This is a genomic window from Streptomyces sp. NPDC002324 (assembly GCF_053593335.1).
On sequence record NZ_JBSFCF010000059.1, the window covers coordinates 1 to 23,149 of the forward strand.

At 70.9% G+C, this 23,149-nt stretch carries 20 protein-coding genes and 4 pseudogenes; 16 read left to right on the forward strand and 8 right to left on the reverse strand.

Annotated features, from left to right (window positions below):
• Positions 1-93: 93 nt before the first annotated feature.
• A pseudogene (locus ACWCRJ_RS41605) lies at positions 94-594 on the forward strand (MFS transporter); the annotation flags it as partial.
• Here the strand turns inward: ACWCRJ_RS41605 and ACWCRJ_RS41610 are convergent.
• The 3 genes from ACWCRJ_RS41610 to ilvY all read right to left on the reverse strand — a co-directional run bounded on the left by ACWCRJ_RS41610 (position 574) and on the right by ilvY (position 2,979).
• Positions 574-954, reverse strand: a complete 381-nt coding sequence (locus ACWCRJ_RS41610; protein ID WP_450944182.1) for a MerR family transcriptional regulator — start codon at positions 952-954, stop codon at positions 574-576. The pseudogene ACWCRJ_RS41605 and the gene ACWCRJ_RS41610 sit on opposite strands and share 21 nt — an antisense overlap.
• 75 nt (positions 955-1,029) lie before the next feature.
• Complete coding sequence (locus tag ACWCRJ_RS41615) at positions 1,030-1,815, reverse strand: IS5 family transposase (RefSeq protein ID WP_450944217.1); 786 nt, start codon at positions 1,813-1,815, stop codon at positions 1,030-1,032.
• A gap of 276 nt (positions 1,816-2,091) precedes the next feature.
• Complete coding sequence (gene ilvY / locus ACWCRJ_RS41620; RefSeq protein ID WP_450944183.1) at positions 2,092-2,979, reverse strand: HTH-type transcriptional activator IlvY; 888 nt, start codon at positions 2,977-2,979, stop codon at positions 2,092-2,094.
• Between the two features lie 74 nt (positions 2,980-3,053).
• On the opposite strand from ilvY, the gene ACWCRJ_RS41625 reads away from it, so the two are divergent.
• Complete coding sequence (locus ACWCRJ_RS41625) at positions 3,054-3,770, forward strand: class I SAM-dependent methyltransferase (protein ID WP_450944184.1); 717 nt, start codon at positions 3,054-3,056, stop codon at positions 3,768-3,770.
• Between the two features lie 54 nt (positions 3,771-3,824).
• On the opposite strand, the pseudogene ACWCRJ_RS41630 reads toward ACWCRJ_RS41625, so the two are convergent.
• Positions 3,825-4,656 (reverse strand): annotated as a pseudogene (locus ACWCRJ_RS41630) (IS5 family transposase); the annotation flags it as partial.
• A 57-nt stretch (positions 4,657-4,713) separates the two neighbouring features.
• Positions 4,714-5,119, reverse strand: a pseudogene (locus ACWCRJ_RS41635) (RacP protein).
• A 125-nt stretch (positions 5,120-5,244) separates the two neighbouring features.
• Between ACWCRJ_RS41635 and ACWCRJ_RS41640 the strand changes: the two are divergent.
• From ACWCRJ_RS41640 to ACWCRJ_RS41650, 3 genes and pseudogenes are all read left to right on the forward strand, one after another.
• Complete coding sequence (locus tag ACWCRJ_RS41640) at positions 5,245-5,685, forward strand: ANTAR domain-containing protein (protein ID WP_450944185.1); 441 nt, start codon at positions 5,245-5,247, stop codon at positions 5,683-5,685.
• An 848-nt stretch (positions 5,686-6,533) separates the two neighbouring features.
• A pseudogene (locus tag ACWCRJ_RS41645) lies at positions 6,534-7,019 on the forward strand (cbb3-type cytochrome c oxidase subunit I); the annotation flags it as partial.
• On the forward strand, positions 7,016-7,381 hold the full coding sequence (locus ACWCRJ_RS41650) for a hypothetical protein (protein WP_450944186.1): 366 nt from the start codon (positions 7,016-7,018) through the stop codon (positions 7,379-7,381). The pseudogene ACWCRJ_RS41645 and the gene ACWCRJ_RS41650, both read left to right, overlap by 4 nt.
• Positions 7,382-7,448: 67 nt before the next feature.
• On the opposite strand, the gene ACWCRJ_RS41655 is transcribed toward ACWCRJ_RS41650, so the two are convergent.
• Positions 7,449-7,859, reverse strand: a complete 411-nt coding sequence (locus ACWCRJ_RS41655; RefSeq protein WP_450944187.1) for a winged helix-turn-helix transcriptional regulator — start codon at positions 7,857-7,859, stop codon at positions 7,449-7,451.
• A gap of 142 nt (positions 7,860-8,001) precedes the next feature.
• Between ACWCRJ_RS41655 and ACWCRJ_RS41660 the strand changes: the two genes are divergently transcribed.
• The 4 genes from ACWCRJ_RS41660 (at position 8,002) to paaN (ending at position 11,997) form a co-directional block, all read left to right on the forward strand.
• Positions 8,002-8,409, forward strand: coding sequence for a RidA family protein (locus ACWCRJ_RS41660; RefSeq protein ID WP_450944188.1), 408 nt, complete (start codon positions 8,002-8,004; stop codon positions 8,407-8,409).
• 234 nt (positions 8,410-8,643) lie between these two features.
• Positions 8,644-9,207 carry an SPW repeat domain-containing protein gene (locus ACWCRJ_RS41665; RefSeq protein WP_450944218.1) on the forward strand — a complete coding sequence of 188 codons (564 nt, stop codon included), beginning with the start codon at positions 8,644-8,646 and terminating at the stop codon, positions 9,205-9,207.
• Positions 9,208-9,295: 88 nt separating this feature from the next.
• Positions 9,296-10,342: a histidinol-phosphate transaminase gene (hisC, locus tag ACWCRJ_RS41670; protein WP_450944189.1), complete on the forward strand. Its 1,047-nt coding sequence runs from the start codon at positions 9,296-9,298 to the stop codon at positions 10,340-10,342.
• Entirely contained in the window at positions 10,330-11,997 is a 1,668-nt protein-coding gene (paaN, locus tag ACWCRJ_RS41675) for a phenylacetic acid degradation protein PaaN (RefSeq protein WP_450944190.1), read from the forward strand. The genes hisC and paaN overlap by 13 nt, the downstream gene beginning before the upstream one ends.
• A 9-nt stretch (positions 11,998-12,006) precedes the next feature.
• On the opposite strand, the gene ACWCRJ_RS41680 is transcribed toward paaN, so the two are convergent.
• Positions 12,007-12,513 carry an Lrp/AsnC family transcriptional regulator gene (locus tag ACWCRJ_RS41680; protein WP_450944191.1) on the reverse strand — a complete coding sequence of 169 codons (507 nt, stop codon included), beginning with the start codon at positions 12,511-12,513 and terminating at the stop codon, positions 12,007-12,009.
• A gap of 120 nt (positions 12,514-12,633) precedes the next feature.
• Here ACWCRJ_RS41680 and pdhA point away from each other — a divergent pair, with 120 nt between their 5' ends.
• The 7 genes from pdhA to ACWCRJ_RS41715 all read left to right on the forward strand — a co-directional run bounded on the left by pdhA (position 12,634) and on the right by ACWCRJ_RS41715 (position 20,128).
• On the forward strand, positions 12,634-13,806 hold the full coding sequence (gene pdhA / locus ACWCRJ_RS41685; protein WP_450944192.1) for a pyruvate dehydrogenase (acetyl-transferring) E1 component subunit alpha: 1,173 nt from the start codon (positions 12,634-12,636) through the stop codon (positions 13,804-13,806).
• 5 nt (positions 13,807-13,811) lie between these two features.
• A complete protein-coding gene (locus tag ACWCRJ_RS41690; RefSeq protein ID WP_450944193.1) occupies positions 13,812-14,837 on the forward strand; it encodes an alpha-ketoacid dehydrogenase subunit beta in 1,026 nt (341 codons plus the stop codon).
• The gene (locus ACWCRJ_RS41695; protein WP_450944194.1) at positions 14,834-16,327 is read left to right on the forward strand and encodes a dihydrolipoamide acetyltransferase family protein; all 1,494 of its coding nucleotides are present in this window, start codon (positions 14,834-14,836) and stop codon (positions 16,325-16,327) included. The genes ACWCRJ_RS41690 and ACWCRJ_RS41695 overlap by 4 nt, the downstream gene beginning before the upstream one ends.
• 192 nt (positions 16,328-16,519) lie before the next feature.
• Positions 16,520-17,701, forward strand: a complete 1,182-nt coding sequence (locus ACWCRJ_RS41700) for a thiolase family protein (RefSeq protein ID WP_450944195.1) — start codon at positions 16,520-16,522, stop codon at positions 17,699-17,701.
• Positions 17,698-18,459: an enoyl-CoA hydratase/isomerase family protein gene (locus ACWCRJ_RS41705; protein ID WP_450944196.1), complete on the forward strand. Its 762-nt coding sequence runs from the start codon at positions 17,698-17,700 to the stop codon at positions 18,457-18,459. Before ACWCRJ_RS41700 ends, ACWCRJ_RS41705 begins: the two co-directional genes overlap by 4 nt.
• The gene (locus ACWCRJ_RS41710) at positions 18,456-19,322 is read left to right on the forward strand and encodes a 3-hydroxyacyl-CoA dehydrogenase family protein (protein ID WP_450944197.1); all 867 of its coding nucleotides are present in this window, start codon (positions 18,456-18,458) and stop codon (positions 19,320-19,322) included. The genes ACWCRJ_RS41705 and ACWCRJ_RS41710 overlap by 4 nt, the downstream gene beginning before the upstream one ends.
• On the forward strand, positions 19,313-20,128 hold the full coding sequence (locus ACWCRJ_RS41715) for an enoyl-CoA hydratase/isomerase family protein (RefSeq protein WP_450944198.1): 816 nt from the start codon (positions 19,313-19,315) through the stop codon (positions 20,126-20,128). Before ACWCRJ_RS41710 ends, ACWCRJ_RS41715 begins: the two co-directional genes overlap by 10 nt.
• 146 nt (positions 20,129-20,274) lie before the next feature.
• On the opposite strand, the gene ACWCRJ_RS41720 is transcribed toward ACWCRJ_RS41715, so the two are convergent.
• Complete coding sequence (locus tag ACWCRJ_RS41720; protein ID WP_450944199.1) at positions 20,275-23,055, reverse strand: hypothetical protein; 2,781 nt, start codon at positions 23,053-23,055, stop codon at positions 20,275-20,277.
• Between the last annotated feature and the right edge of the window lie 94 nt (positions 23,056-23,149).

The window sequence follows — 23,149 nt, forward strand, 5'->3', positions numbered from 1 at the left end:
AGCTACCTCGCCGGCCTCCACCTCCGTGCCTCGATGATCTGGATCAACGACCTGCTGAAGGCAACTGGCTGATCACAACATCACACAGGCCCTAGCGCCGGAGGCGTGGCCGGGGCATTCGCTGCACGCCGGGTCGCTCACCGGATCGGCACGGCTCGCGCGACACTGCTGTTCGAACTGGGACTTCCCATGCTCGGTCTGCTCATCCCGCTGACCGTCGGCGGAGCCGGGGTCCTGCTCTTTGTGACAGGCGGCTCCAGCGTCGTCGCGGGCGTCGTGGCCGGCAACATCATCAAGGCGAGCTTTCAGCAACGCTACTGTCCGCCGCATCTCCTCGGTCGCCTCACCGCAAGCACAGCATTCCTCAGCTACGGAACGATCCCCATCGGAGCACTGCTCGGCGGCACGCTCGGAACCGCGCTCGGCCTCCGCACCGCCATGGCCATCACGACAGCGGGAGTCCCGCTCGCCGCACTGATCCTGCTCTTCTCTCCGATCCGGCGAACCCGAGACCTGCCGACGTCCCGCCAGTCAACGAGTAATCCCGAACTTCCGCTGGATTCTGCTGGCGAGTCAGCCATACCACGTCCTTGACCACGACCGCACCGAGCAATCGCCGCTCGGAACCGAGCGCCAGAACCCCACCAGATCGCCGATCCGGCTGTCGATGCGATCCCCTTCCGCCGACAGCCGGTCGATCAGCTCTGGCGTGGCGGCACCGTTCACGACACACGGCAACAGATCCGCGATCGACTTGCTCGGCAGCCCGGCGGCGTACAACTGCTGGATCAGCTGGACACGGTCGACCGCGCTGTCCGGGTACTGCCGCTGGCCGCTGGGGCTGCGTTCCGAGGCGAACAGGTTCTGCCGCGAAACCCGTGACCCGCTGAATCCACCGCGGGTGTTGCCGGAAGAGAAGCTGTCGGAGTCCCGGCCGGGCGCGTCGTACTGCACCCCGCGGACCTTGAGCGCCGAGCTGTACTCGGCAGCCTGAGAGGGCGTTTAAGTGGGCAGATTGCCGTTTACGCCCTAGTACGCTCCTCGCCAGGTGGGTGTCGTCTCGTCCGTTATGCGCCTGGCGAGTTTGTCGATCGAGGCGATGTGGATCATGGCCTCGGAGCTGGCGGTGAGGGTCTCGTAGTCGCGGGCGAGGCGGCGGTGCATCATGATCCAGCCGATACTCCGCTCCACCACCCAGCGCCTTTTCACGACCTGAAAGCCGCGGCTCTCCGGATTCCGGTTGACGACTTCGACGTCGATTCCGAGGGTGGCGCCGTGCTCGACGACGGCATTCTTGAAGCCGGTGTCGACCCAGCTCTTCGAGATGGTCGGGTGCATCTCCTTCGCCTGGTCGAGGAGGCGGATTCCCAGGGCGTTCTCCGAGAGGCCGGCGGCGGTGACGGTCACGGCGAGGATGCCCCGCTTTCGGCCCACGATCTTCTTCGCGGCGTCCGTTCCCTGGCTGGTCACGGGCACGTTGGTGGAAGTCTTCACGCTCTGCGTGTCGATCACGGATGCGGTCGGCTCGGGCTTGAGCCCCTCTTTTACTCGCGCCAGTCCGGTCAGGTCGTAGTTGAGCTGGGTGAAGAATCCTTCGTCGCGCCAGGCGGCGTAGTAGGCGTAAACGGTGCCGTGGTTCGGGAAGTCGTGCGGGAGGTATTTCCAGGGGATTCCGGTGCGGTTCACGTAGAGGATGGCGTTGAAGACGTCCCGTAAATCGACCTTGGCCGGCTGTCCGGTTGATCTGCGGTCGAGTCGGGCCTTTGTCCAGGCCGTCAACATCGGCTCGATCAGGGCCCATCGGGCGTCGGACAGGTCGCTGGGGTACGGCTTGCGCTCGCTGACGGCGTAGCGTGATCACGTGCGAGGCGGAGGGCTCGGTTCCGTCGCTCACTGGGCGATTCCATGGCAACTTCAAACCAGACGGAGTTCCAGGCGTGAAAGCGAACGAGACGGATGGCTGAGCATCCGCCCTGGAGAGCATCATTCGCCGCCTATGGGATGAAGGCCCCCAAAGCAGGGCAGGGGCGAGAGCCATATTTAGGGCTTGAACTGCATAAACGCCCTCTGAGTGCGTGTTTTTGAACCCCGTCACAGCTGAGCTAGGCGGTCCGCTCTGCCCGGCTGGGTTGCCGCCCAGGCTGCGGCGACCAAGGGGCGGTGTACGTCGGCCCGTCGGATGCAGACGCCGATGGTGAGCCGATCTGGTACGGATGGGGCGGTCACCTGGCGAAATCTGGTGCGGAGTCCGCTGTGTTGCAGGACAAGATCGGGGACGATGCCCGTGCCGTAGCCCAGAGCGACAAGGGTGAGCAGCGCTTCATGGCCGTCGGTCTCGGCAGCGATGTGCGGATGGATGCCCAGGTCTCGGAACCACTGGTCTGCGGCAGCGCGCACGAGTCCCTGCCGTGGCAGGACGAAGGGCTCCGCTGCGGCGGTGAACTCCTCGTCGTCCAACGGGGGCCTGGCCTGGACGAGGACGAGCGAGGTCTGCGTGATCTGTCGGGCGAGCACGGTGGCGGGAATCCGGGCTGGGAGGGCTGCGACGGCAAGGTCGGCCTCGCCCTGGTCGAGCAGGGCAAGGGCGGCTGCGGCGTCGCCGGTGCGTAAGGAGATGCTCACGCGCGGGTGCGCGTCGCGCAGCGGGGTGAGCAGGTCGGGCAGGAGGGTGTGGCATGCGGTGACGGAGGCGAACACCCGCAGGTGTCCGCTGAGGTCGTCGTCTGCTGCACCGTCGCTGCGGTAGCGGGTCCATAGGTCCAGGGCTTCGGCTGCGTATTGGCGGAAGGCGCGGCCGTGCGTGGTCAGGCATACCCCGTGAGGGCCGCGGTCGAGGAGGCGGTGTCCGGTGGCGGCCTCAAGCCGCTGCACGGTGCGGGACAGGGTGGCAGGGCTGACGTGGCAGTCAGCAGCGGTGCGGGTGAAGCTGAGCGTCTCCGCGAGGTGGAGGAACAGGCGGTACTGGTCGTGATCCTGCACCTTTCACCTTTCGCAATGCCGCGGTACGTAAGTTGCCGTTGCCGTAAGTCCTGTCGGCAGCCTACAAACGGGGCATGCCACGAAGCGACACCACACATTCCCGTCCTGTCTGGTACTTCTCCGAATATGCGCCGGTCGGCATCGACTTGGGCAGCAAGGCCGCAGTCGCTGCCTACGACCGCAACCAGGGCACTGACCCGCAAGCTGACGACGTGCTGCTGGACCGCTTGGGCGTCAGTGCAGGCACCCAACTGGTCGATCTCGCGTGCGGCACCGGCTCACTGGCCGTCCAGGCCGCACAGCGCGGGGCCGTCGCGCACGGTGTGGACGTCTCCGAGGAAATGCTGGCCTTCGCCAAGGCGCGGGCTGACCGGTTCGGTGTTGCACCGCAATGGCACCACGCCGGCTTTCTCGACTACACCCACCAGGGCCCTCTCGCCGACGTGGTGACTACGAAGTCGGCCCTGCACCAGCTCCCGGACTTCTGGAAACAGCAGGCCCTGCTCAACGCAGCCGGGATGCTCCGTCGTGGCGGGGTCTTCTACTTGTGGGACGTGATCTTCAGTTTCGAGCCCTCCAGCGCAGAGACCCACCTGCAGCAGTGGATCGATGCAGCAGGCCGTCCGGACGGCGAGGGCTTCACCAAGGCCGACTTCGAAGCCCATGTCCGAGAGGAGTTCTCCACCTACACCTGGATCGTCGAGGGCATGCTGCAACGCGCCGGGTTCGACATCGTCTCCCGCGCCTTTCCCCGTCCCACTCATGCAGAGTTCTGCTGCCGCCGCCGGTAGCGGTTCACACCAGGCCTCGTTGGGCTGGCCAGAGGCTCAAGGATCGACCGGCGCCGGTTTCCTCGGCCAGCTGGGGGTGGCGCCCTTTCGGGCGAGGCGCCTGGTCATGAGGGTGATGGCTGCCCAGGTGATCAGGGTCTCGGAGTGCGGGATGAGCCGTTCGTAGTCCCTCGCGTGGCGGCGGGCGTGCATCATCCACGCCAGGCTGCGTTCGACGACCCAGCGGCGTGGGAGCACGACGAAGCCGGAGGCGTCCTTGGGACGGCTGATGGGCTTGTTGGTGAGGTTGAGGTGCTGTTTCGCCCAGTCGACGAGTTTCCCGGCGTAGGCGGAGTCGGCACAGACGATGGTGACTCGGGGTGCATCAGGCGCAGGCGGAAGGGACCTTCCTTGGCGGCTGCGGTGTCGTGCAGGTCGGCGGGGATGACCATGACCATGAGGGGTAGGCCGCGGGTGTCGACGACCAGGTGGCGCTTGCGGCCGTTGATCTTCTTCGCCCGCGTCGTGGCCGCGGGTGGCCTTGGAGACGGTCTCCGCGGCTTTCACGCTCGGGGAGTCAAGCACGGTGTCCACCGCCCGGGGGCCTTTGCCCATGTCGCGGCGGATCCGCCCGGCGAGATGGTCACGGATCTGCCCGATGATCCCGGCCGCGGCCCAGCGGGCCATGACCCCCCAGACCGTGCGGCCAGGGCGGGAAATCCGCAGGCAGAGCCCGCCACTTGCAGCCGGTGTCCACGACGTAGCGGATCGCGTCGACGATCTCGCGGCGGGGATGCTTCTCCGGCCGACCGCACTCGCTGGTCTCGCATGCCGGGGTCGGCCACAGCCCTTCGAGCAGGGCCCATTCAGCGTTCGTGGTGTCCGAGGGATAGCGGCGTCGGCGCATGACGGGTGCCTCCGAACGAGTGTCGAGGGGGCGCCCGCAGGGCGGTCCCGCCACAGGTCACGAGCTGGCGATGAGGTCGAGGGCGGACTCGATGGAGTCGAGCTGGGCGACGATGTGCTTGACCCACTTGTCGCCCGGGTGGGCGGCGGTGTGCGGGGCGACGGTGCCGGTGATGAACCGGAACTCGGTCAGCTTCTCCTTGTTCACGGCCAGTTCGTATGCCTCCAGCACCGCCCGCTCGGCTCCGAGCTGGTAGCCCGTCTGCCGGGTCCAGGTCAGCGGGTGCCAGCCCTTCTCCGCGGCCTGGCCCTTCAAGGCCGCGAGCCCGGAACGGACCTGACTCGGGGACAGGTCACTGGCGCGTACCAGCTGAGGAAACTCAAGGCCCGGCGGGTCTGGCCTCGAACAGCACGAAGCGCAGGGTGTCCGCGTGGCGTCTGGCACTTACGGACATGCGGGCCATGGCACACAGATTGAGATGCCGACAGAGCGGGTTTGCGGGTAAGAGTGGTGGTGTCGTCGGCGCGTTCGGACGGGCGTTGCGTCCGGGCGGGCGCCGAAAGCCGCTGCAATGGGAGCGTGATAACGATGGGTGTCCCGCACAACAGCCGTCCCGAGTCGGCTGAAGTGCGCCATCCGCAGGGGTCGGATGACCCCGTAGCCAAGATCATCGATCTTCAGCGGGACAATGAACAACTGCAAACGGCCATCACATCCCATGCGGTGATCGATCAGGCGATCGGGGTGATCATCGCCCTCGGTGCACTACGCCCTCAGCAGGGTTTCGACGTTCTCAAGGACGTCTCCCAGCACACCAACATCAAACTGCGCGAGATCGCCGGTCTCATCGTCGACTGGGTGCTCACTCACCACCTGCCCGACGAGGTCCAGGAAGCCCTCGACGCGGCGCTGAAGAAGGCGCAATCCGCCCCCTCACCCGGGGTCGCGCCGGACCCGCCCGCCTCCGGCGGAAGTGAGCGGACGACGGACGACGGCGAGCACCGGCCGGGTCCCGCAACGCCTGGGTGAGGGCGGGGGCCGTCACGTTCCCCGTCCTCACATCTTCCACGCTACGCCTTGTGCGAAGGCCCACTACCGGCGCCGGTGCCGCCGTCGACGTCGCTGCCGGTGTCCGTCGCCGTGCCGTGAAGGGGGCGCAGCGCCGGGTTCCGGCTGGGGCCGTGCCGTGTCGGTCAGCACTTCCGGCATCCGCTCCGATGCGTCCACGCTCGCTCGCCACCTCTCTGGCCGCTTCTTTCAGCATGGCAAACGTTCACCCGCAAGCGGTCGGACACCAGTTCCCGTCTACGCGGTGCCGACGGGAACCAGCCCTTCCGGTGGGGCGGTGCCGCAGGAGCGGGGCTGCGGGCGGGTGCCCTCACTGGGCGACCTGAGTCATGACTTCTGTAAAGGGGGCAGGGCTGTCGATGATCCTGCGCGCCCTTGTCGCGGACGGACGGACCGCAGCCCACTCCAGCGCCGTCCCTGCGCACGGGGCCGCCCGGTGGGGCCGCACGACCACGTCGCGGTCGGCCGAAGCGCCTACGGTGTCACGGCGTCCCGCCGTTCAACACGCTTCGCGATGGGGTGTCTTGACCCCGCCGGCTCACCAGTCCCCGCGTCTTTCGGCCGTCGGTGCGCCTGGCGGAGCAGTTCACCCGAAAGAATAGAAAAAGCCATCATTCGGTCTGATGTGTTCAGTGAGCCCGCAAGTGGGACGGAGTGCTGGAATAGGTTTTTCGCGACCGGCGTCACGCGCCTGACCTGCCCGAAGCGCGATCTGCGCACGCGGCCTGCCCCTGGAACTGCTGTGTTGCGGCGACCGACAAAGGATGCTGATGGCGACCGATGACTGAGCCAGTCTCTCCCGTGCCAGCTTCTGGTGGCCGAAGATGACCGGCACCATGCTCGACCACCGCCTGGAGAAGATCCACTTCTGGGCCCTCTTCGTCGGCTTGCACACCACGTTCCTCGCGCAGCACTGGCTCGGAGCCGAAAAAGGAATGCCCCGCCGCTACGCCGACCATCTGGCCGCCGACGGTTGTACCGCTCTCAACACGCTCTCCAGTGTCGGCGCGTTCGTGCTCGGGTTGTCCACCCTGCCGTTCCTCTGCAACGTCTGGAAGACCGCCAAAACCGGCAAGAAGGTCGACGTCAACGAACCTTGGGGGTACGGCCGGTCCCTGGAATGGGCCACCTCGTGTCCGCCTCCGCGCCACAACTTCATCACGCTGCCCAGGATCCGGTCCGAATCCCCCGCCTTCGATCTGCACCACCCGCACATCGCCGAGCAGGAGCACGCGGCGAATGTCGGACGGCGTGACGTCGTCGAGGCCGAAGGACCCACGGGCGACCGCTCATGAGCAAGGGCGGGAGCGACCGTGCGCACGCCGACCGCGACACGGCACTCGTCGGTGAGGTCGAGGGCTACCTCAAGGCCCGGATCTGCCACCTCCAGGCGCGCGAGGAAGCGGAGGCGCTGTGCTCGCGACTGCCGTGGGCGACCACCGCACAGGCCGAAGAGATCACGCGTCTCTACATCGAACAGCGCCTCACTGGTACGCGGCACACACTGGCCCACCACATCGTCGAACTGCGTGACCAGTACGAGAACCGTTACCGGGAACTACGACGTGACCTGCTCAAACGCCATGCCGCCAGTGCCTGTGTCGTCCTGGCCGGGGGCGCCGGCCTCACTGCCGTGGTCGACGCCCTATGGCACTAGAGGTTGTCCCATCAGCCTCAGGCTGGGTCTGGTGCTCCAGCAGTAGATCGTGACCAGCCGTCAGCCGTCAGCCAGCCGCCCCGTCAGCCGTCAGCCCTCTACCGTCGAAGCGGTGGCGGGCCGACTCGATGTGCCCGAAGTAGCGATGCGTCCAGTCGCACATGGCGTCGACGGTCGCGCGCAGGCCCTGGCCCGGCTCGGTGAGGGTGTACTCGACACGCGGAGGGACGGTGGGGTGTACGTCTCTCTCGACCAGGCCGTTGCGCTCCAGCATGCGCAGGTTCTGGGTGAGCATCTTGTGGCTGATGCCCTCGATCTGGTTCCGCAGCTCGCTGAAGCGCAGCGTGCGTTCACCGAGAGTCTCGATGATCAGGAACGCCCACTTGTTGGCGACGTCGGAGAAGATCTCTCGCGCCAATGAGTCCGCGCGCCTGAAGTCTGCTTCGTCGGATGGGCCCTTGATCTGTTTGGTCACCATCGGGTTCCCCAGTCACTGGAAAGTGCGTTCTTCCATGTCAGCGGCCACTCTCCTACGGTTCCTGAGTAACCACAAGAGACCGAGGGCGCCTCGGACGGGTGGACACGAGCCCACAGGCGCTCAGGACGAGGAGGCAGGCAGCATGGCCATCAACCTGGTGAACCCGAGTGGATTGCCCAAGATCGACGTCTACCGGCAGGTGTCGATCGCGACCGGATCGAAGCTGGTCTTCATCGCCGGCCAGGTCGCCTGGGACGCCGAGGGGACCACGGTCGGCGAAGGCGACCTCGCGGCTCAGGTCGAGCAGTGCTACCTCAACATCGGCACCGCCCTGGCCGAGGCCGGCGGCTCCTTCGACGACGTGGCGAAACTGACCGTCTACGTCGTCGACTGGACCCCCGACAAGATGCCCCGCCTCCTGGAAGGCATCTCCCGGGCGTCCACCAAGCTGGGCATCACCCCGGTCCCGCCGGCGACGCTGCTGGGTGTTGCGGCCCTGGACGTCCCCGACCACCTGGTCGAGATCGAAGCCACCGCGATCCTCGACTGAACAGAGGGACCGAACAGATGCACTTCGCCCACTGGGAGCAGCCCGGCCGGTGGGCGGCGTTACCACTCGCCGGGAGTCCGGGAACCCGGTCGGCCACCCCCGTCAGGCGGAGGCGGTCGATATGGAGACCGTGCGGAATCCCGGCACTGCCCGTTCCGATCGGGACTCCCGGCAGATTCTGTTGCGAGGGCAACGACAACAGATCATCGGCTGTTCTTGATCATCTGCGCGTTGGTGCTGTTCATGGCGCCGTGGATCGCCGGCTATCCCGAGACGGCCAAGGACGCACACCGAAACGAACTGGGTGTCGGGCTGATCGTCCTGTTCCTCGCGACGGCCCGGTTCAGCCGTTACCCCGGCAAGTGCTCCGATCCGGCAGTGCTGGCAGCCGGGGCCTGGATGATCGCCTCGCCGTGGGTCATCAGTCGGCAGAACACCGAGGTGTTCGACGGCACCCAGGTCACCGACGTCGTCGTAGGCATCGTTCTGGTGGTGCTGTCAGGCCTGTCCTTGCTGCTTCTCAAGCTGTCGGAGCGTCACGACGCCCGACAGCGGGCGCAGGGGGCGAGTGAGTCCGGAACCGGGCACGGGCAGTCTCCTCGGGCGAGACAAGGGTCCAGGAAGAGCTCGCGAGGTGGAGCGCATGACCATGTGCCCGACCCATCACGGTCGGTCGGGCACGACTGCCGCCGCGCAGTCCGTCTCGTGGGGGCGTCCGGTACCAGCCGGTACAAAGACGCCTTGCCGCCGTGCGGGGTGATCATCGGCGATTTGTCGTCGAATTCCCCAAAGGGTTGAGCGTTTGTCGCGCTATCTCCACCATTTCCCTGTCACAAGTGCCCGGAGGCGCGGCCCCGGGCCTCACCACCGCAGAAGCGAGTCGAGCATGGTGCGTGTCCGTTCCTCCCTGGCGGAGCTGCCCTCCTACGTCCCGGGTCGCAAACTCCCCGGCGCGATCGTGCTGGCCAGCAACGAAACCCCGTACGGGCTGCTGCCGGGCGTCGCCGGGAGGCTGGCCGAACTGGCGGGCGGCGTGTCGCGCTATCCCGACCTGAGCGCCACCCGCCTCGTGCGGGCCATAGCCGACCACCACGGAGTCGACCCCGACCGGATCGCGGTGGGCGCGGGGTCCTCCGAGGTCTGCGGCCAGCTGCTGCACGCGGTCGTCGCAGCGGGCGACGAGGTCGTCTTCGGCTGGCGCTCCTTCGAGGCGTACCCGATCCTCACCGCCGTGGCGGGCGGTACGGCGGTCCGGGTGCCGCTGCGCGACCACGCGCTGGACCTTGACGCGATGGCGGCGGCGATCACCGCCCGGACCCGGCTGGTCTTCGTCTGCAACCCCAACAACCCCACCTCCACCGCGGTCGGCGAGAAGGCCCTGCGCGACTTCGTCGACCGCGTGCCCGGGGACGTGCTGGTGGTCGTCGACGAGGCCTACCGGGAGTACGCCGACCCGGCGCTGGTCCCCGACGGCCTGGCGCTGCTCGGCGACCGGCCCAACGTCGTGGTGCTGCGCACGTTCTCCAAGGCGTACGGCCTGGCGGGCCTGCGCGCCGGGTACTGTGTCGCGCCACCGGAGATCGCCGGCCATGTGCGCAAGACCCAGGTGCCGTTCAGCGTCAGCGCACTCGCGCAGGAAGCCGCCGTCGTCGCCCTCGGCGAGCGCGCCGAGGTCGCCCGCCGTGCCGCGCTGACCACCGCCGAGCGGGAGCGGGTGACCGGGAGACTGCGCGCACTCGGCTTCGAAGTCCCCGCGTCCCAGGCCAACTTCGTGTGGCTGCCGCTCGCGGACGACAGCGCCGGCTTCGCCCTGCACTGTCTGGACGGGCGGGTCGTGGTCCGTCCGTTCCCGGGTGAGGGGGTCCGGGTGACGATCGGCCTGCCGGAGGAGAACGACACCCTCCTCGCCCTCGCTGCGGCGTGGAGAGGCTGACGGCCGTGGGCCCCACCGCCTACGAGCGGCACCGGGCGCTGCTCCACGACGTCGTACGGGCCATGGCGGCCGGTGAGTGCCGTATGCCCTTCACGGCGGCGACCGGGCAGGACGCCGCGGATGCGGGCATGCGATCGACCCGGACGGCCGCGAAGGTCTTCGCCTCCCTGCTGGGACGGCCCTTCGACCTCGACCAGCCGGGCGAACTGGGCCGGGTGGCCACCGAGTTCTCCCCGTACGGGATCGCCATGGGCATCGGCTATCCGCACTGCGATCCCGCGGTGCTGGTGGCCGCGGCCACCCGGGCGACGGCCGGATGGCGTGCCGCGGGCCCGTCCGAACGGGCCGGTCTGGCCGTCGAGATTCTGCGACGGCTCAACACCCGCAGTCATGAACTGGCCCTCGCGGTGCACCACACCACCGGCCAGCCGCCGACGGCGGCGCTCCGGGCCGCCGGGCCGCGCGCCCAGAACCGCGCGCTGGAGGCGGTGGCCCAGGCCTTCGCCGAGTCCGAGCGCGTTCCGGCCGACCTGCGCTGGGAGAGCGTCCGGGGGCGGGGACGTCCGCTGGAGATGCGGGGCACCTGCACCCTGGTGCCCCGCGGGGTGTCCCTGCTCATCGGCTGCGCCGACTATCCGCTCTGGAACGGCTATCCGGGCCTCTTCGCCAGCCTGGTCACCGGCAATCCCGTGATCGTGGCTCCGCACCCGAGGGCCGTACTGCCGCTGGCGATCACCGTGCGCGTGGCCCGGCAGGTGCTGGCGGAGGCCGGTCACTCCCCGGACATCGTGACGCTCGCGGTGGCCCCGCCGAAGGAGCGGTTGCACCGGCGGCTGGCCACGGACCCGGCCGTGCGCATCGTCGACTTCACCGGGTCGGCGCGGTTCGCCGACTGGCTGGAGCAGAACGCCCGGCAGGCCGTCGTGTTCGCCCAGCGGGCCGGCCTGAACACGGTGATCGTCGACTCCACCGACGACTACCGCTCTCTCGTGCGCGGCCTCGCGGCCTCCCTGTGCCGGTGCAACGGCAGGCTCCGCACCACCCCGCAGAACCTCCTGGCGCCGGCGGCGGGCATCGCGACGGACGAGGGACGCAAGAGTCTGCGGGACCTCGGAGCCGACCTCGGCGAGGCGGTGGACCGGCTGCTCGGGCACCCCGCCCGCGTGGCGAGGCTGGTGGGAGCGATCACCGACGACACGGTGGCGGCGGAACTCGCGCGGGCCACGCGATGCGGCACGGTGGTGCACCCCTCGCAGGCGCTGCGTCATCCGGACCATCCGCACGCCGATGTGCGCAGCCCGCTGCTCGTGCGCCTGGAGGCACGGGACGAACGGATCTACGCCCGGGAGTGGCCGGGGCCGGTGGCCTTCCTGATCGGGACCGACTCGACCGCGCACAGCCTTGAACTGTTCCGCCGTACCGTGGGCCGCCACGGCGCGCTGTACGCGGCGGTCCACTCGACCGATCCGCTGGTGCTGGCGGTCGCCGAGGCGGCGGCGCTGGACGCCGGAGCCCACCTGGTGCAGAACCTCGCGGACGACCTCCCCGCCGACCCCTCCTCGGCCGGATCGGACCTCCCGGCCGGGGGCGCCCACTTCGTCACCGGCCGGTTCCGGGTCGTACGGTCCCGGCGGCACGTCGCCGCGGCGGCGTGACCGGCGCGGTCAGGCACCCCAGTCGGCCCCGCGCCCCCGCACCTCGTCGAAGACCAGCCAGGTGCGGGTCGACCGCACACCCGCGATCGCCTGGATGTTCTCCAGCACGATCCGGCGCAGCAGCGCGTTGTCGGGCGTGCGGACGAGGGCGAGGACGTCGAAGTCCCCGGTGACGAGGGCGACATGCTCGATGTAGGGGATCTCGCGCAGCTCGCGCGAGATGTCCCGCCACGCGTTCTGCTCGATCGACATCGTGACGTACGCGCTGGTGCCGAGGCCCGCCCGCTGCGGGTTGAGCTGGGCGGTGAAGCCGGTGACGACCTCGTCGGCGAGCAGCCTGCCGATACGTGTGTAGGCGTTGGCGCGTGAGATGTGCACCTGGTCGGCGAGGGCCCGGACCGACACCCGGCCGTCCTTCAGGAGCAGGGCCAGGATCTGCCGGTCGATGGCGTCGAGCGGGACGGGGGCGGCAGTTCGTCCGGTCTCCTGGACCGGCGCGGGGAATTCCTCGGACACATTGCTCTCCCGGGACGCAGGATCCGGCAGTTCATCGCCGGTTCCGCCGAAGTATTGAACACATATTCCGCAGTAGCGACCATTCTCCCGTCAAGTGTCCAGAGAAAGCGAGCGCCCTCCATGTCCGTGAAGAGCCTCCGACAGACGGTCCAGGGCCTCCTGCCGTCGCTCACGCCGGTGCGGTTCGTGGCCGAGGACGGCACGCCGGTGGCCAGGCCGCCGGCCGCGTACGCCGAGCCCCCGGTCGAGGTCCTGCGCGAGGCCCACCGGCGGATGGTGCTGGGGCGCCGGTTCGACACCCAGGCGACCGCCCTCACCAAGCAGGGGCGGCTCGCGGTCTACCCCTCCAGCCGGGGGCAGGAGGCCTGCCAGGTCGGCGCCGCGCTGGCGCTGCGCCCGGACGACTGGCTCTTCCCGACCTACCGGGACTCCGTCGCCCTGGTCACCCGCGGCATCGACCCCGTCGAGGTGCTGACACTGCTGCGCGGCGACTGGCACTGCGGCTACGACCCGGCCGCCACCCGCACCGCGCCCCAGTGCACCCCCCTGGCCACCCAGGTCCTGCACGCCACCGGCATGGCGGAGTCCCTGCGGCGCAAGGGCGAGGACGGGGTTGCGATGGCCCTCGTCGGCGACGGCGCCACGAGCGAGGGAGACTTCCACGAGGCACTGAACTTCGCGGCGGTCTTCCGCGCGCCGGTCGTCTTCTTCGTCCAGAACAACAAGTACGCGATCTCCGTCCCGCTGGCCCGGCAGACCGCGGCACCCGCCCTCGCCTACAAGGGCGTCGGCTACGGGGTGCGCTCCGAACAGGTCGACGGCAACGACCCGGTCGCCGTCCTGGCCGTGCTGACCGACGCCGTCGCCCATGCCCGCGCCGGCCACGGCCCCGTCCTCGTCGAGGCGCACACCTACCGCATGGACGCCCACACCAACGCCGACGACGCCACCCGCTACCGGGACGCGGACGAGGTCGAGCAGTGGCGGTCCGCCGACCCGCTCATCCGCCTGGAGACGTACCTGCGGGCGCGCGGCGCGCTCACCGACCAGGACATCGCAGCCGTGGGGGAGGAGGCGGAGGCACTGGCCGCGGAGCTGCGCACCGGGATGAACGCCGAGACCGTCGGCGACCCGCTGGAGCTGTTCGACCACGTCTACGCCGAGCCGACCCCGCAACTGCGCGAACAGCGCGCCCTGCTGGCGGCCGAACTGGCCGAGAGCGCCGAGAGCGCCGAGAGCGCCGAGAGCGCCGAGTCCGCCGACATCGCCACGCCGTTTGCCCAGGAGGACTGACCACCATGACCAAAGTGACGATGGCGCAGGCGCTGAACACCGCGCTGCGCGACGCGCTGAGCGAGGACGAGCGGGTGCTGGTCTTCGGCGAGGACGTCGGCCCGCTGGGCGGTGTCTTCCGGATCACCGACGGGCTGACCCGTGACTTCGGCGAGGAGCGCTGCTTCGACACCCCGCTGGCCGAGGCCGGCATCGTGGGTCTGGCCGTCGGCATGGCGATGGGCGGCTTCCGGCCCGTCGTCGAGATGCAGTTCGACGCCTTCGCCTACCCCGCGTTCGAGCAGATCGCCTCGCACGTCGCCAAGCTGCGCAACCGCACCCGGGGACGGCTGAACCTGCCGATGGTCATCCGCATCCCCTACGCGGGCGGCATCGGCGGAGTCGAACACCACTGCGACTCCAGCGAGGCGTACTACGCGCACACCCCCGGGCTGAAGGTCGTCACCCCCGCGACGGCCGAGGACGCCTACTGGCTGCTGCGGGACGCCGTAGCCGACCCCGACCCGGTGGTCTTCCTGGAGCCCAAGAAGCTGTACTGGTCGAAGGAGGACACCGGCCTCCGGCACCGCGCCGCCCTGCCCTTCGGCCGGGCGGCGATCCGGCGGGAGGGCCACGACGCCACACTCGTCGCCTACGGCCCGTCGGTCCCGGTCGCCCTGGCCGCGGCCGAGGCTGCGGCGGCCGAGGGCATCGACTTGGAGGTCGTCGACCTGCGCACCCTCGTGCCCTTCGACGACGAGACGGTCACCGCGTCCGTACGCCGCACCGGCCGCTGCGTGGTCGTCCAGGAGGCCCAGGGCTTCGCCGGCGTCGGAGCGGAGATCGCCGCACGCGTCCAGGAACGCTGCTTCCACTCCCTGGCCGCGCCCGTCCTGCGGGTGACCGGCTTCGACATCCCCTACCCGCCGCCCAAGCTGGAGCACGCCCACCTGCCCGGCGTCGACCGGATCCTCGACGCCGTCGACCGTCTCCAGTTCGCCGACGACCCGGACGTCCGGCACCTCGGCCTGCCGAAGGGAGCAGCCGCATGACCACCGCGACACACGCCGAACAGCTGTTCCGGCTCCCCGACCTCGGTGAGGGCCTCACCGACGCCGAGATCGTCGAGTGGAAGGTCGCGGTCGGCGACACGGTCACGATCGACCAGATCGTCGTCGAGGTCGAGACCGCCAAGGCGGCGGTGGAGGTGCCGGTCCCGTACGCGGGCACGGTGCTGCGCCTGCACGCGGAGGCCGGCACGCCACTGGCGGTGGGGGAGCCGCTGATCACGGTGAGTGCGGCGGCCTCCGGCCAGAACGGCGACCCGGGCGCGGGCCCGATCGGCCCGTCCCTCGCCGGGTCCGCCGGGGCTGCCGCTCGACCGGACACCGCGGCGGAGCGGTACCGGGAGGAGGAGCAGGCCGGCTCCGGCAACGTCCTGATCGGCTACGGCACCGGCCACGGCCCGGCCCCGCGCCGCCGACGCAGGCGACCCGGCATGCCGTCGACCACCGGCACGTCCCCTGCCGTCGGACCCGCGGCTGCCCGGGCCGGCGAGCCGACAGCGGCCGACCGCCCGGCACCCTCGGCGCTCCTCGCACGGGAAACGACGCCGACGCCGACCCCGGCCGACGGACCCACGCGACGAACGGCGCCCCGCGCCATCTCGCCGCTGGTCCGCAGGATGGCCCGGGACCACGGAATCGACCTCGCCGCTCTGACGCCCTCCGGCCCGGCCGGGATCGTGCTGCGCCGTGACGTGGAGCAGGCCGTCGAGCTGGCCCGGCAGACCGCGTCGCGGCCCACGCCGGCTCCGGCTCCGCGACCGCAGGGGGACCCCGCGCCGGCGGGCCCCGAACGCATCCCGCTGCGCGGACTGCGCCGCGCGGTCGCCGACAAGCTCTCCCGCAGCCGCACCGAGATCCCCGACGCCACCACCTGGGTCGACGTGGACGCCACGGGCCTGCTGCGGGCGAAGAGGGAACTGAACGCCGCCGCACCGGGCGGCCGCGTCGGGCTGCTCGCCCTGCTGGCCCGTATCTGTGTCGCCGGACTGGCCCGCTTCCCGGAGCTGAACTCCACCGTCGACACCGAGCGTCGCGAGATCGTCCGCTTCGGCGAGGTGCATCTGGGCTTCGCCGCCCAGACCGACCGCGGCCTGATGGTCCCCGTCGTCCGCGACGCCCACCGTCTGACGACGGTCCAACTGGCCGCGGAACTGGCCCGGTTGACCGAACTCGCCCGAGGCGGCAACCTCCCGCCGGCGGCGCTGACCGGCGGCACCTTCACCCTCAACAACTACGGGGTGTTCGGTGTCGACGGATCGACACCCATCATCAACCACCCGGAGGCCGCGCTCCTCGGTGTGGGCCGCATCGTCGACAAGCCGTGGGTCGTGGACGGGGAGCTGACCGTCCGCAAGGTCACCCAGCTGTCGTTCAGCTTCGACCACCGTGTGTGTGACGGCGGCGTGGCCGGCGGCTTCCTGCGCTACGTCGCCGACTGCGTGGAACGCCCGTCGATCCTGCTCGCGGACGTCTGACCGGACTTTTCTCACCGTCTCCGCTTCTCGCTGCGCCCAGGGCGCAGTGCACCCCTCGATCAACCGAACGTTCGGCCTGGAGTTCCCTCTTGCCCACCGATTTCTCCACCGCCGTCACCCACCTGGCCGCGGTGACCGGACCGGCCGCGATCGCCCGGTCCCCCCGCCATGCCCCCGCGAAGGAGTCCGCCCATGTCTGACGAGGTCTATCTGATCGACGGCGCCCGCACCCCTCTGGGCCGCCACCGAGGGGCGCTGGCCTCCGTACGCCCCGACGACCTGGCCGCCCTCGTCGTCCGTGCGGCGGTGGAGCGCTCCGCGATCCCGGCCGAGGCCGTCGACGAGGTGATCCTCGGCTCCGCGAACCAGGCCGGCGAGGACAATCGCAACGTGGCCCGCATGGCGGCGCTGCTGGCCGGACTGCCGCACACCGTGCCCGGATACACCGTCAACCGGCTGTGCGCGTCCGGCCTGACGGCCGTGGCGTCCGCCACCCAGACCGTACGGGCGGGCGAGGCCGACCTGATCGTGGCGGGCGGCGTGGAGTCGATGACCCGCGCGCCCTGGGTGATGGCCAAGCCCGGCACCCCCTGGGCCCGCCCCGGCGAGGTGCACGACACCCCCCTCGGCTGGCGGTTCACCAACCCGCGCTTCTCCGCCGACACCACCTTGTCGATGGGCGAGACCGCCGAGGAACTCGCCGCCCTGGACGGCATCACCCGCCTGGAGGCGGACTCCTTCGCGCTGCGCAGCCACCGCCGGGCCGTGGCTGCCCAGCAGGCCGGCCGGTTCGACCGGGAGATCGTCCCGGTGCCGGTCCAGGACGGCGAGGTCACCCGGGACGAAGGGCCCCGGCCCGCCACCTCACTGGAGCGGCTGAGCGGGCTGCGCACCTCCTTCCGCGGCGACGGGATCGTCACCGCGGGCAATTCCTCGCCACTGTCCGACGGGGCGGCCGCCGTGGTGGTGGCGAGCGGGGCGGCGGTCGAACGGTACGGCCTCACGCCACGGGCCCGTGTCGTCACCGCCGCCTCGGCCGGGGTCGAGCCCCGTCTGATGGGGCTCGGCCCCGTGCCGGCCACCGCCAAGGCACTGGACCGGGCGGGCTGGCACATCGACGACCTGGACGCGATCGAGGTGAACGAGGCGTTCGCCTCCCAGGTGCTGACGGTGGTGCGCCGACTGAAGCTCGACGAGGACCGGGTCAACGCCGACGGCGGCGCGATCGCCCTGGGGCACCCGCTCGGCTGCTCGGGCACCCGCATCGTGCTCGCCCTGCTCGGCCGACTGGAGCGCGAGGACGGCCGCCGGGGCCTGGCGACCATGTGCGTGGGCGTCGGGCTGGGCGTGTCGCTGCTGGTGGAGCGCGTATGAGCACGGCCGCCGCAACCTCGTACGACACCCTCCTCGTCGAAGAACACGCGGACCGGGTCGTGGTCACCCTGCACCGGCCCGAGGCCCGCAACGCCATCGACGCCCGTATGATCGCCGAACTCCACCAACTGTGCGAGGAGTTGGAGCGCACCCCGCGCCTCATGCTGCTCACCGGCCACGGCGGGGTCTTCGCCGGCGGCGCCGACATCGCCGAACTGCGCGCACGGGGCCGCGACGAGGCCCTGCAGGGCATCAACAGCCGCCTCTTCGAACGGGTCCGCCGACTGCCCCTGCCCACCGTGGCCGCCGTCGACGGCTGGGCCCTCGGCGGAGGCGCGGAGCTGGCGTACGCCTGTGACATACGGATCGCCGGTCCGGACGCGGTGTTCGGCAACCCCGAGCCGGGCCTCGGCATCCTCGCAGCCGCCGGCGCCTGCTGGCGGCTGAGGGAACTCGTCGGAGAGTCGGTGGCCAAACAGGTGCTGCTGGCCGGCCGGAACCTCGACGCCGCCGCCGCGCTCGCCTGCGGGCTGGTCATGGACGTCGTACCGGCGCAGCGGCTGACCACCGAGGCGCATGCCCTGCTCGACCGCATGGCCCGCGCCTCGGCGCTCGCCCTGCGCCTCACCAAGCTCGTCACGGACGCCCCCGGCGCCCACCCGGTCGCCGACGACCTTGCCCAGGCCGTGTTGTTCGAGGGCCGCGACAAGCAGGAGCGCATGACGCGCTTCCTGGACAAGAACGGAGGCCGGGCATGACCTCGGCGGCAGCGGCAGAAGCAGAAGAACAGAAAGCGGCACCGCCCGCGGTCGTGGGGGTGATCGGTGGCGGCCGGATGGGCGCCGGTATCGCGCAGTCCTTCGCGGCCGTCGGGTCATCGGTGGTGGTCGTGGAACAGGACGCCGAAGCCGCGGACGCCGCCGTCGAGCGCATCGCCGCCGCCCTGCGCCGGGGCGGGGCCGAGAGCGACGCGTTCCGGCTCACCGTGGTGGCTTCGGTGGCCGAACTGCCCCGTGACGCCGATCTCGTCGTCGAGGCGGTGCCGGAGGACGCGGCGCTCAAGGCCCGCCTGCTCGCCGCGGCCGAACAGGCCGTGGGGGAGCGGTGCGTGCTCGCCAGCAACACCAGCTCTCTCTCGGTGACCGACCTCGCGGCGGCCCTGCGGCGCCCCGGCCGCTTCCTGGGCATGCACTTCTTCAACCCCGTGCCGGTCTCCGCCCTGATCGAGGTGGTCCTGGCGCCCGACACCACCAGCGACACCCTGGAGTCGGCCGTCGGCTGGACCCGTGCCCTCGGCAAGCAGGAGGTGGTCGTCGGCGACTCGCCCGGCTTCGCCAGCAGCCGCCTGGGGCTCGCCCTGGGGCTGGAGGCGATCCGCATGGCGGAGGAGGGCGTCGCCGCCCCCGACGCCATCGACACCGCCATGTCCCTGGGCTACAAGCACCCCATCGGGCCGCTGCGCCTGACCGACCTGGTCGGTCTCGACGTACGCCTCGCCATCGCCGAACACCTGCACGCCACCCTCGGCGAACGGTTCGCCCCGCCCCGACTGCTGCGGGAGATGGTCGCCCGCGGTGAACTCGGCCGCAAGAGCGGACAGGGGTTCTACGCATGGCCGTGACCGGCACTTCCGCTCCCCATGGCGTGTCGTACGAGGTCATCGACGCCGTCGCCGTCATCGAGCTGCGCGGGGGCGCCGGCGGCAACGCGCTCGACGCACACCTGCGCGGCGCGCTCCTGACGGCGGCACGTCGGCTGACCACGGACGCCGCCCGGCACGTACGGGCAGCCCTGATCACCGCTCGCGGACGGCACTTCTGCGTCGGCCAGGACCTCAAGGAGCACGCCCGGCTGCTGAAGGACGCGCCGGGCGCCGCCTTCGCCAACATCCCCGAGCACTACAACCCGCTGGTCAAGGAACTGCAGGCGCTGCCCGTCCCGGTGGTCGCCGCCGTCGAGGGCGCCTGCGTCGGGGCCGGCCTCGGCATCGCGCTCTGTGCCGACCTGCGGGTCGCCGCCGAGAGCGCCCGGTTCGCCACCGCCTTCACCGGTGTCGCCCTGGCCTCCGACTCCGGTGTCGCCCGCGCCCTCGCCCGCCAGCTGGGCCCGTCACGGGCGGCCGGGCTCATGCTCCTCGGAGACGCGTTCTCCGCGCGGGACGCGGAGCAATGGGGCCTCGTGCACCGCGTGGTGGCGGACGGCTCGGCCGCCGCCGAGGGGCTGGCCGTGGCCCGTGCGCTGGCCGCCGGGCCCACCGCGGCCCACCGGGAGACCAAGGCGTTGCTGCGGTCTGCGGCCGCAGCGAGCCTGCCGGCCGCGCTGGACCGCGAGTCCGTCGTGCAGCGGCGGCTCGGCTCCACCGCCGACCACCGCGAGGCCGTCGAGGCCTTCCTCGAACGGCGCGCTCCGGTCTTCCGGGGCCACTGAACGCCGCCCGTGCAACCGTCCCCGCATCTGTATCCGTACCCGCGTCCTCACCCGAGGCACGGTCTCGGCACGGCAGGGGGCACGGACCGATTCCTCGGTCCGTGCCCCCTCGGTCCGTGCCCCCCTCCACGTCGCGGGCATGTGGCCTACGGCGCGTCCACGACCGTCCCCGTCACCACCGGCCCGCCGGGCACGGGCTCGCCGTCCTCGCCGGTCAGCGCCAGGCGCAACGACTCGGCCGGTTCGGTCACCCTGTCCCTCACCGTGGGCACCGTGATGTCGCCGGTCGTGCTCCCGGCGGGGATGTCGGTCAACAGCCACAGGCCCGCCTGCGACAGCGGGCGCTCGGGATCGGGCCCCTCACCGGTGTTGTCCCTCAACCACCGCGGATCCACGTCCTTGGTGGACAACTCGACTCCTTCGGTGACCGGCAGCACCCGCAGATCCCGCACGAGCTCCACCTCGGCCGGCGCCGAGAGCGACACACGCCAGGTCAGCTTTCCGCCCTCGGTCACCCGGTCCACGACCGGCGTCAGCGTCATCTCGGGCTCGGGGTCGTCGTTCACCGCGGTGACGCCGCCCAGGTACGAGCCGACGACCGCGCCGCGCACGGCCTTGGCGACCAGATCCTGGCTCTGCTCGTAACCGAAGCGGGTGTCGCCCTCCACCACGACCGGCACCTTGATCGGGCTTGCCCCAGGCCGTACCGTGACCAGCTTGTCCACGGCGCGGCCGGTGTCCGGGTCCAGGACCGAGAAGCGGACCTTGCCGCTGCCGTGGCCGGTGACCTTGACCGGGATCTGGTACGTGCGGGTGCCGGAGTCGCCCTCCTTCACCGTGAGCCGGCCGATGTCGACGCGCGGAAGGGCGGCGGCGGTGACCGCCGGAGTACCCGGTGACCAGCCCCAGGCATCCATCATCCAGGCTCGCCCGGACCGCGAACGCGGGGTCAGCTCCAGGGACTTGACGTGCTTGAGGTCGAACCGGCCACGGGTGGCGGCGGTCAGCGGGATCCGTACCTCGCGCGCCCAGTACGAAGCGGTGCGCTCGGTGCCGGGCAGCCCCGCGACCTTCACCCGACCGAGGTCGGCCCGGCGGCCGGCGGAGTCGGTCAGGGACACGTCCAGCTTGGTACCGGCGGTGTTCGGCGGCACGATCACCCGCAGCGCCAGGTCCTTGGCGCCGGTCAGGGAGAGCGGTGCGGCCGGCGTGACCTTCGTCGCCCTGCCCGCCGCGGACCACTTCAGTGCGACGGCGCTGCGGCCCGCCTCCTTCTCCGTCTGCCACCAGGCGAAGTGCGGGGACGCCCCTCGGACGCCCTTGCCCAGGCAGGCCCTGGCCGGGGCGGGGTCGACCGCCGCGCACAGCCTGCCTGCGCCGGTCACCTTCACCCCGCCGTCGGGCAGGAATCCGCCGGTGCGGCGGGCGCCGACGGCGTGGGTCAGCACCCGGGCCGGGTCGGCCGACGGGGCGCGCCGGTCCGAGCCGTCCAGCAGCGGGCGTACCCGGTCGTCGCCCGCAACGAACAGCCGGGCCGCCGCGGCTATGTAGGTGGCGCCGGCCTTGTGCTGCTGGTCGGCGGTGAGCCGGGTACGGGCGCCCGGGGAGCACACCGCGTCCCGTTCGCCGCTCTCGGGGTCGTCCGAGAAGTCGTCGGAGGCGGGCGCCTCGGCCTGGCCCGGCGTCCACTCGGTGTTGAAGAAGTTGTGGTTGGCGCCGACCATGTACACGGCGCTGTGCAGGGCCTTGCCCTTGCTGACGCCGCGCGTGCCGTCCACGTACACCTGGCCCTGGAGGTCGGAGACGTCGCCGTCACAACCGGGCAGGATGGTCGCGGACGGGACGTCGGGCACGGGGTTCTGGCCGAAGATCGTGGGTCCGATGAGCACGGTGCCGCGGATCTTCCAGCGGACCGGGCCGCGGTAGCCGTCCTGCGCGGCGGGCGCCGGGTAGAGGCTGTCCATCGCGGCCCGGTCGACTCCCTCGCCGCCGCGCGAGTGACCGACGAGCAGGACGCGGGAGAGGTCGGCCGTGGGCGCGTCGCGCACCACGGGCGGGGCGTCGTCCCGGTCGGCGCTCCAGCCGGCCCAGCGCGCGAGGTGTTGCCGCACCAGCGAGGAACGGGCCTGCGCGCCGCCGTCCTCGGCCTGCCAGTCCTGGCCGTTGATCCCGTTCGCCGAGATCGACACCGTCATATAGCCCTGGGACGCCAGCAGTTTCTGGTCCCGCAGATAACCCTTGTGGCTGGGAATCGCCTTCTGCCCGGCCGGGCAGGGCCATTCACCGGTGACGTCCTCGCCGCCCGGCTTGTAGCAGGTGCTGTGCCGGCCGTGCAGGAACAGCGCGAGCGGCCGCTTGCCGGTGGCGCCCTTCGGCGCGACGACGACGGCCCGCATCTCGACGGGCTCGGGGAATCCGGGCAACCGCACGGGGGGAAGGTCGTACTCGCCGGAGACCGTGCGGTAGGCGCCGGGCCTGCCGGGGTCGACGGAGTTCGCCGGCGGCTGTGCCGAGGGCCGCGCCGTGTCCGGCGAACGGTCCTCGCTCCCGCCGGAGTCGCCGGCCGCCGCGTCCAGTCGGCGTCCGGCCGCCATGACCCTGAGGTCCTTCAGCGGGGTGTCCTGGTCGAGCGCGAGCCGGAACGTACGCCCGTCCTTGGCCGCCTTCGGGACGCCGAGCAGCCGGCCTCCGGCGTGGAACTCGACCCGGGCGTCCCCCATGGGCACGTTCTGCCCGGACCGCCAGACCAGCTTCCGTACCACTCCTTGGCCGGTGACACTCCAGCCCTTCGGCAGGTCGTCGTCCGACGCGGCCGATACCGCCGCCGGGGCGCCGGGCGGCTGTTGGGCCTGGGCCGATCCGGGTGATCCCGCCAGTGCCGCGAGCACGGCAACGGCGATGACACCCGTTCGCCGGGTACGGATCAAGGGTCCCTCCTCACGCTTCGAGCGCGGGCGCCCCGTACGTACCGGGAGCGCCTCACGCCACGAAGGAGGTGAAACGGGACCTGTGGGTTGCCTG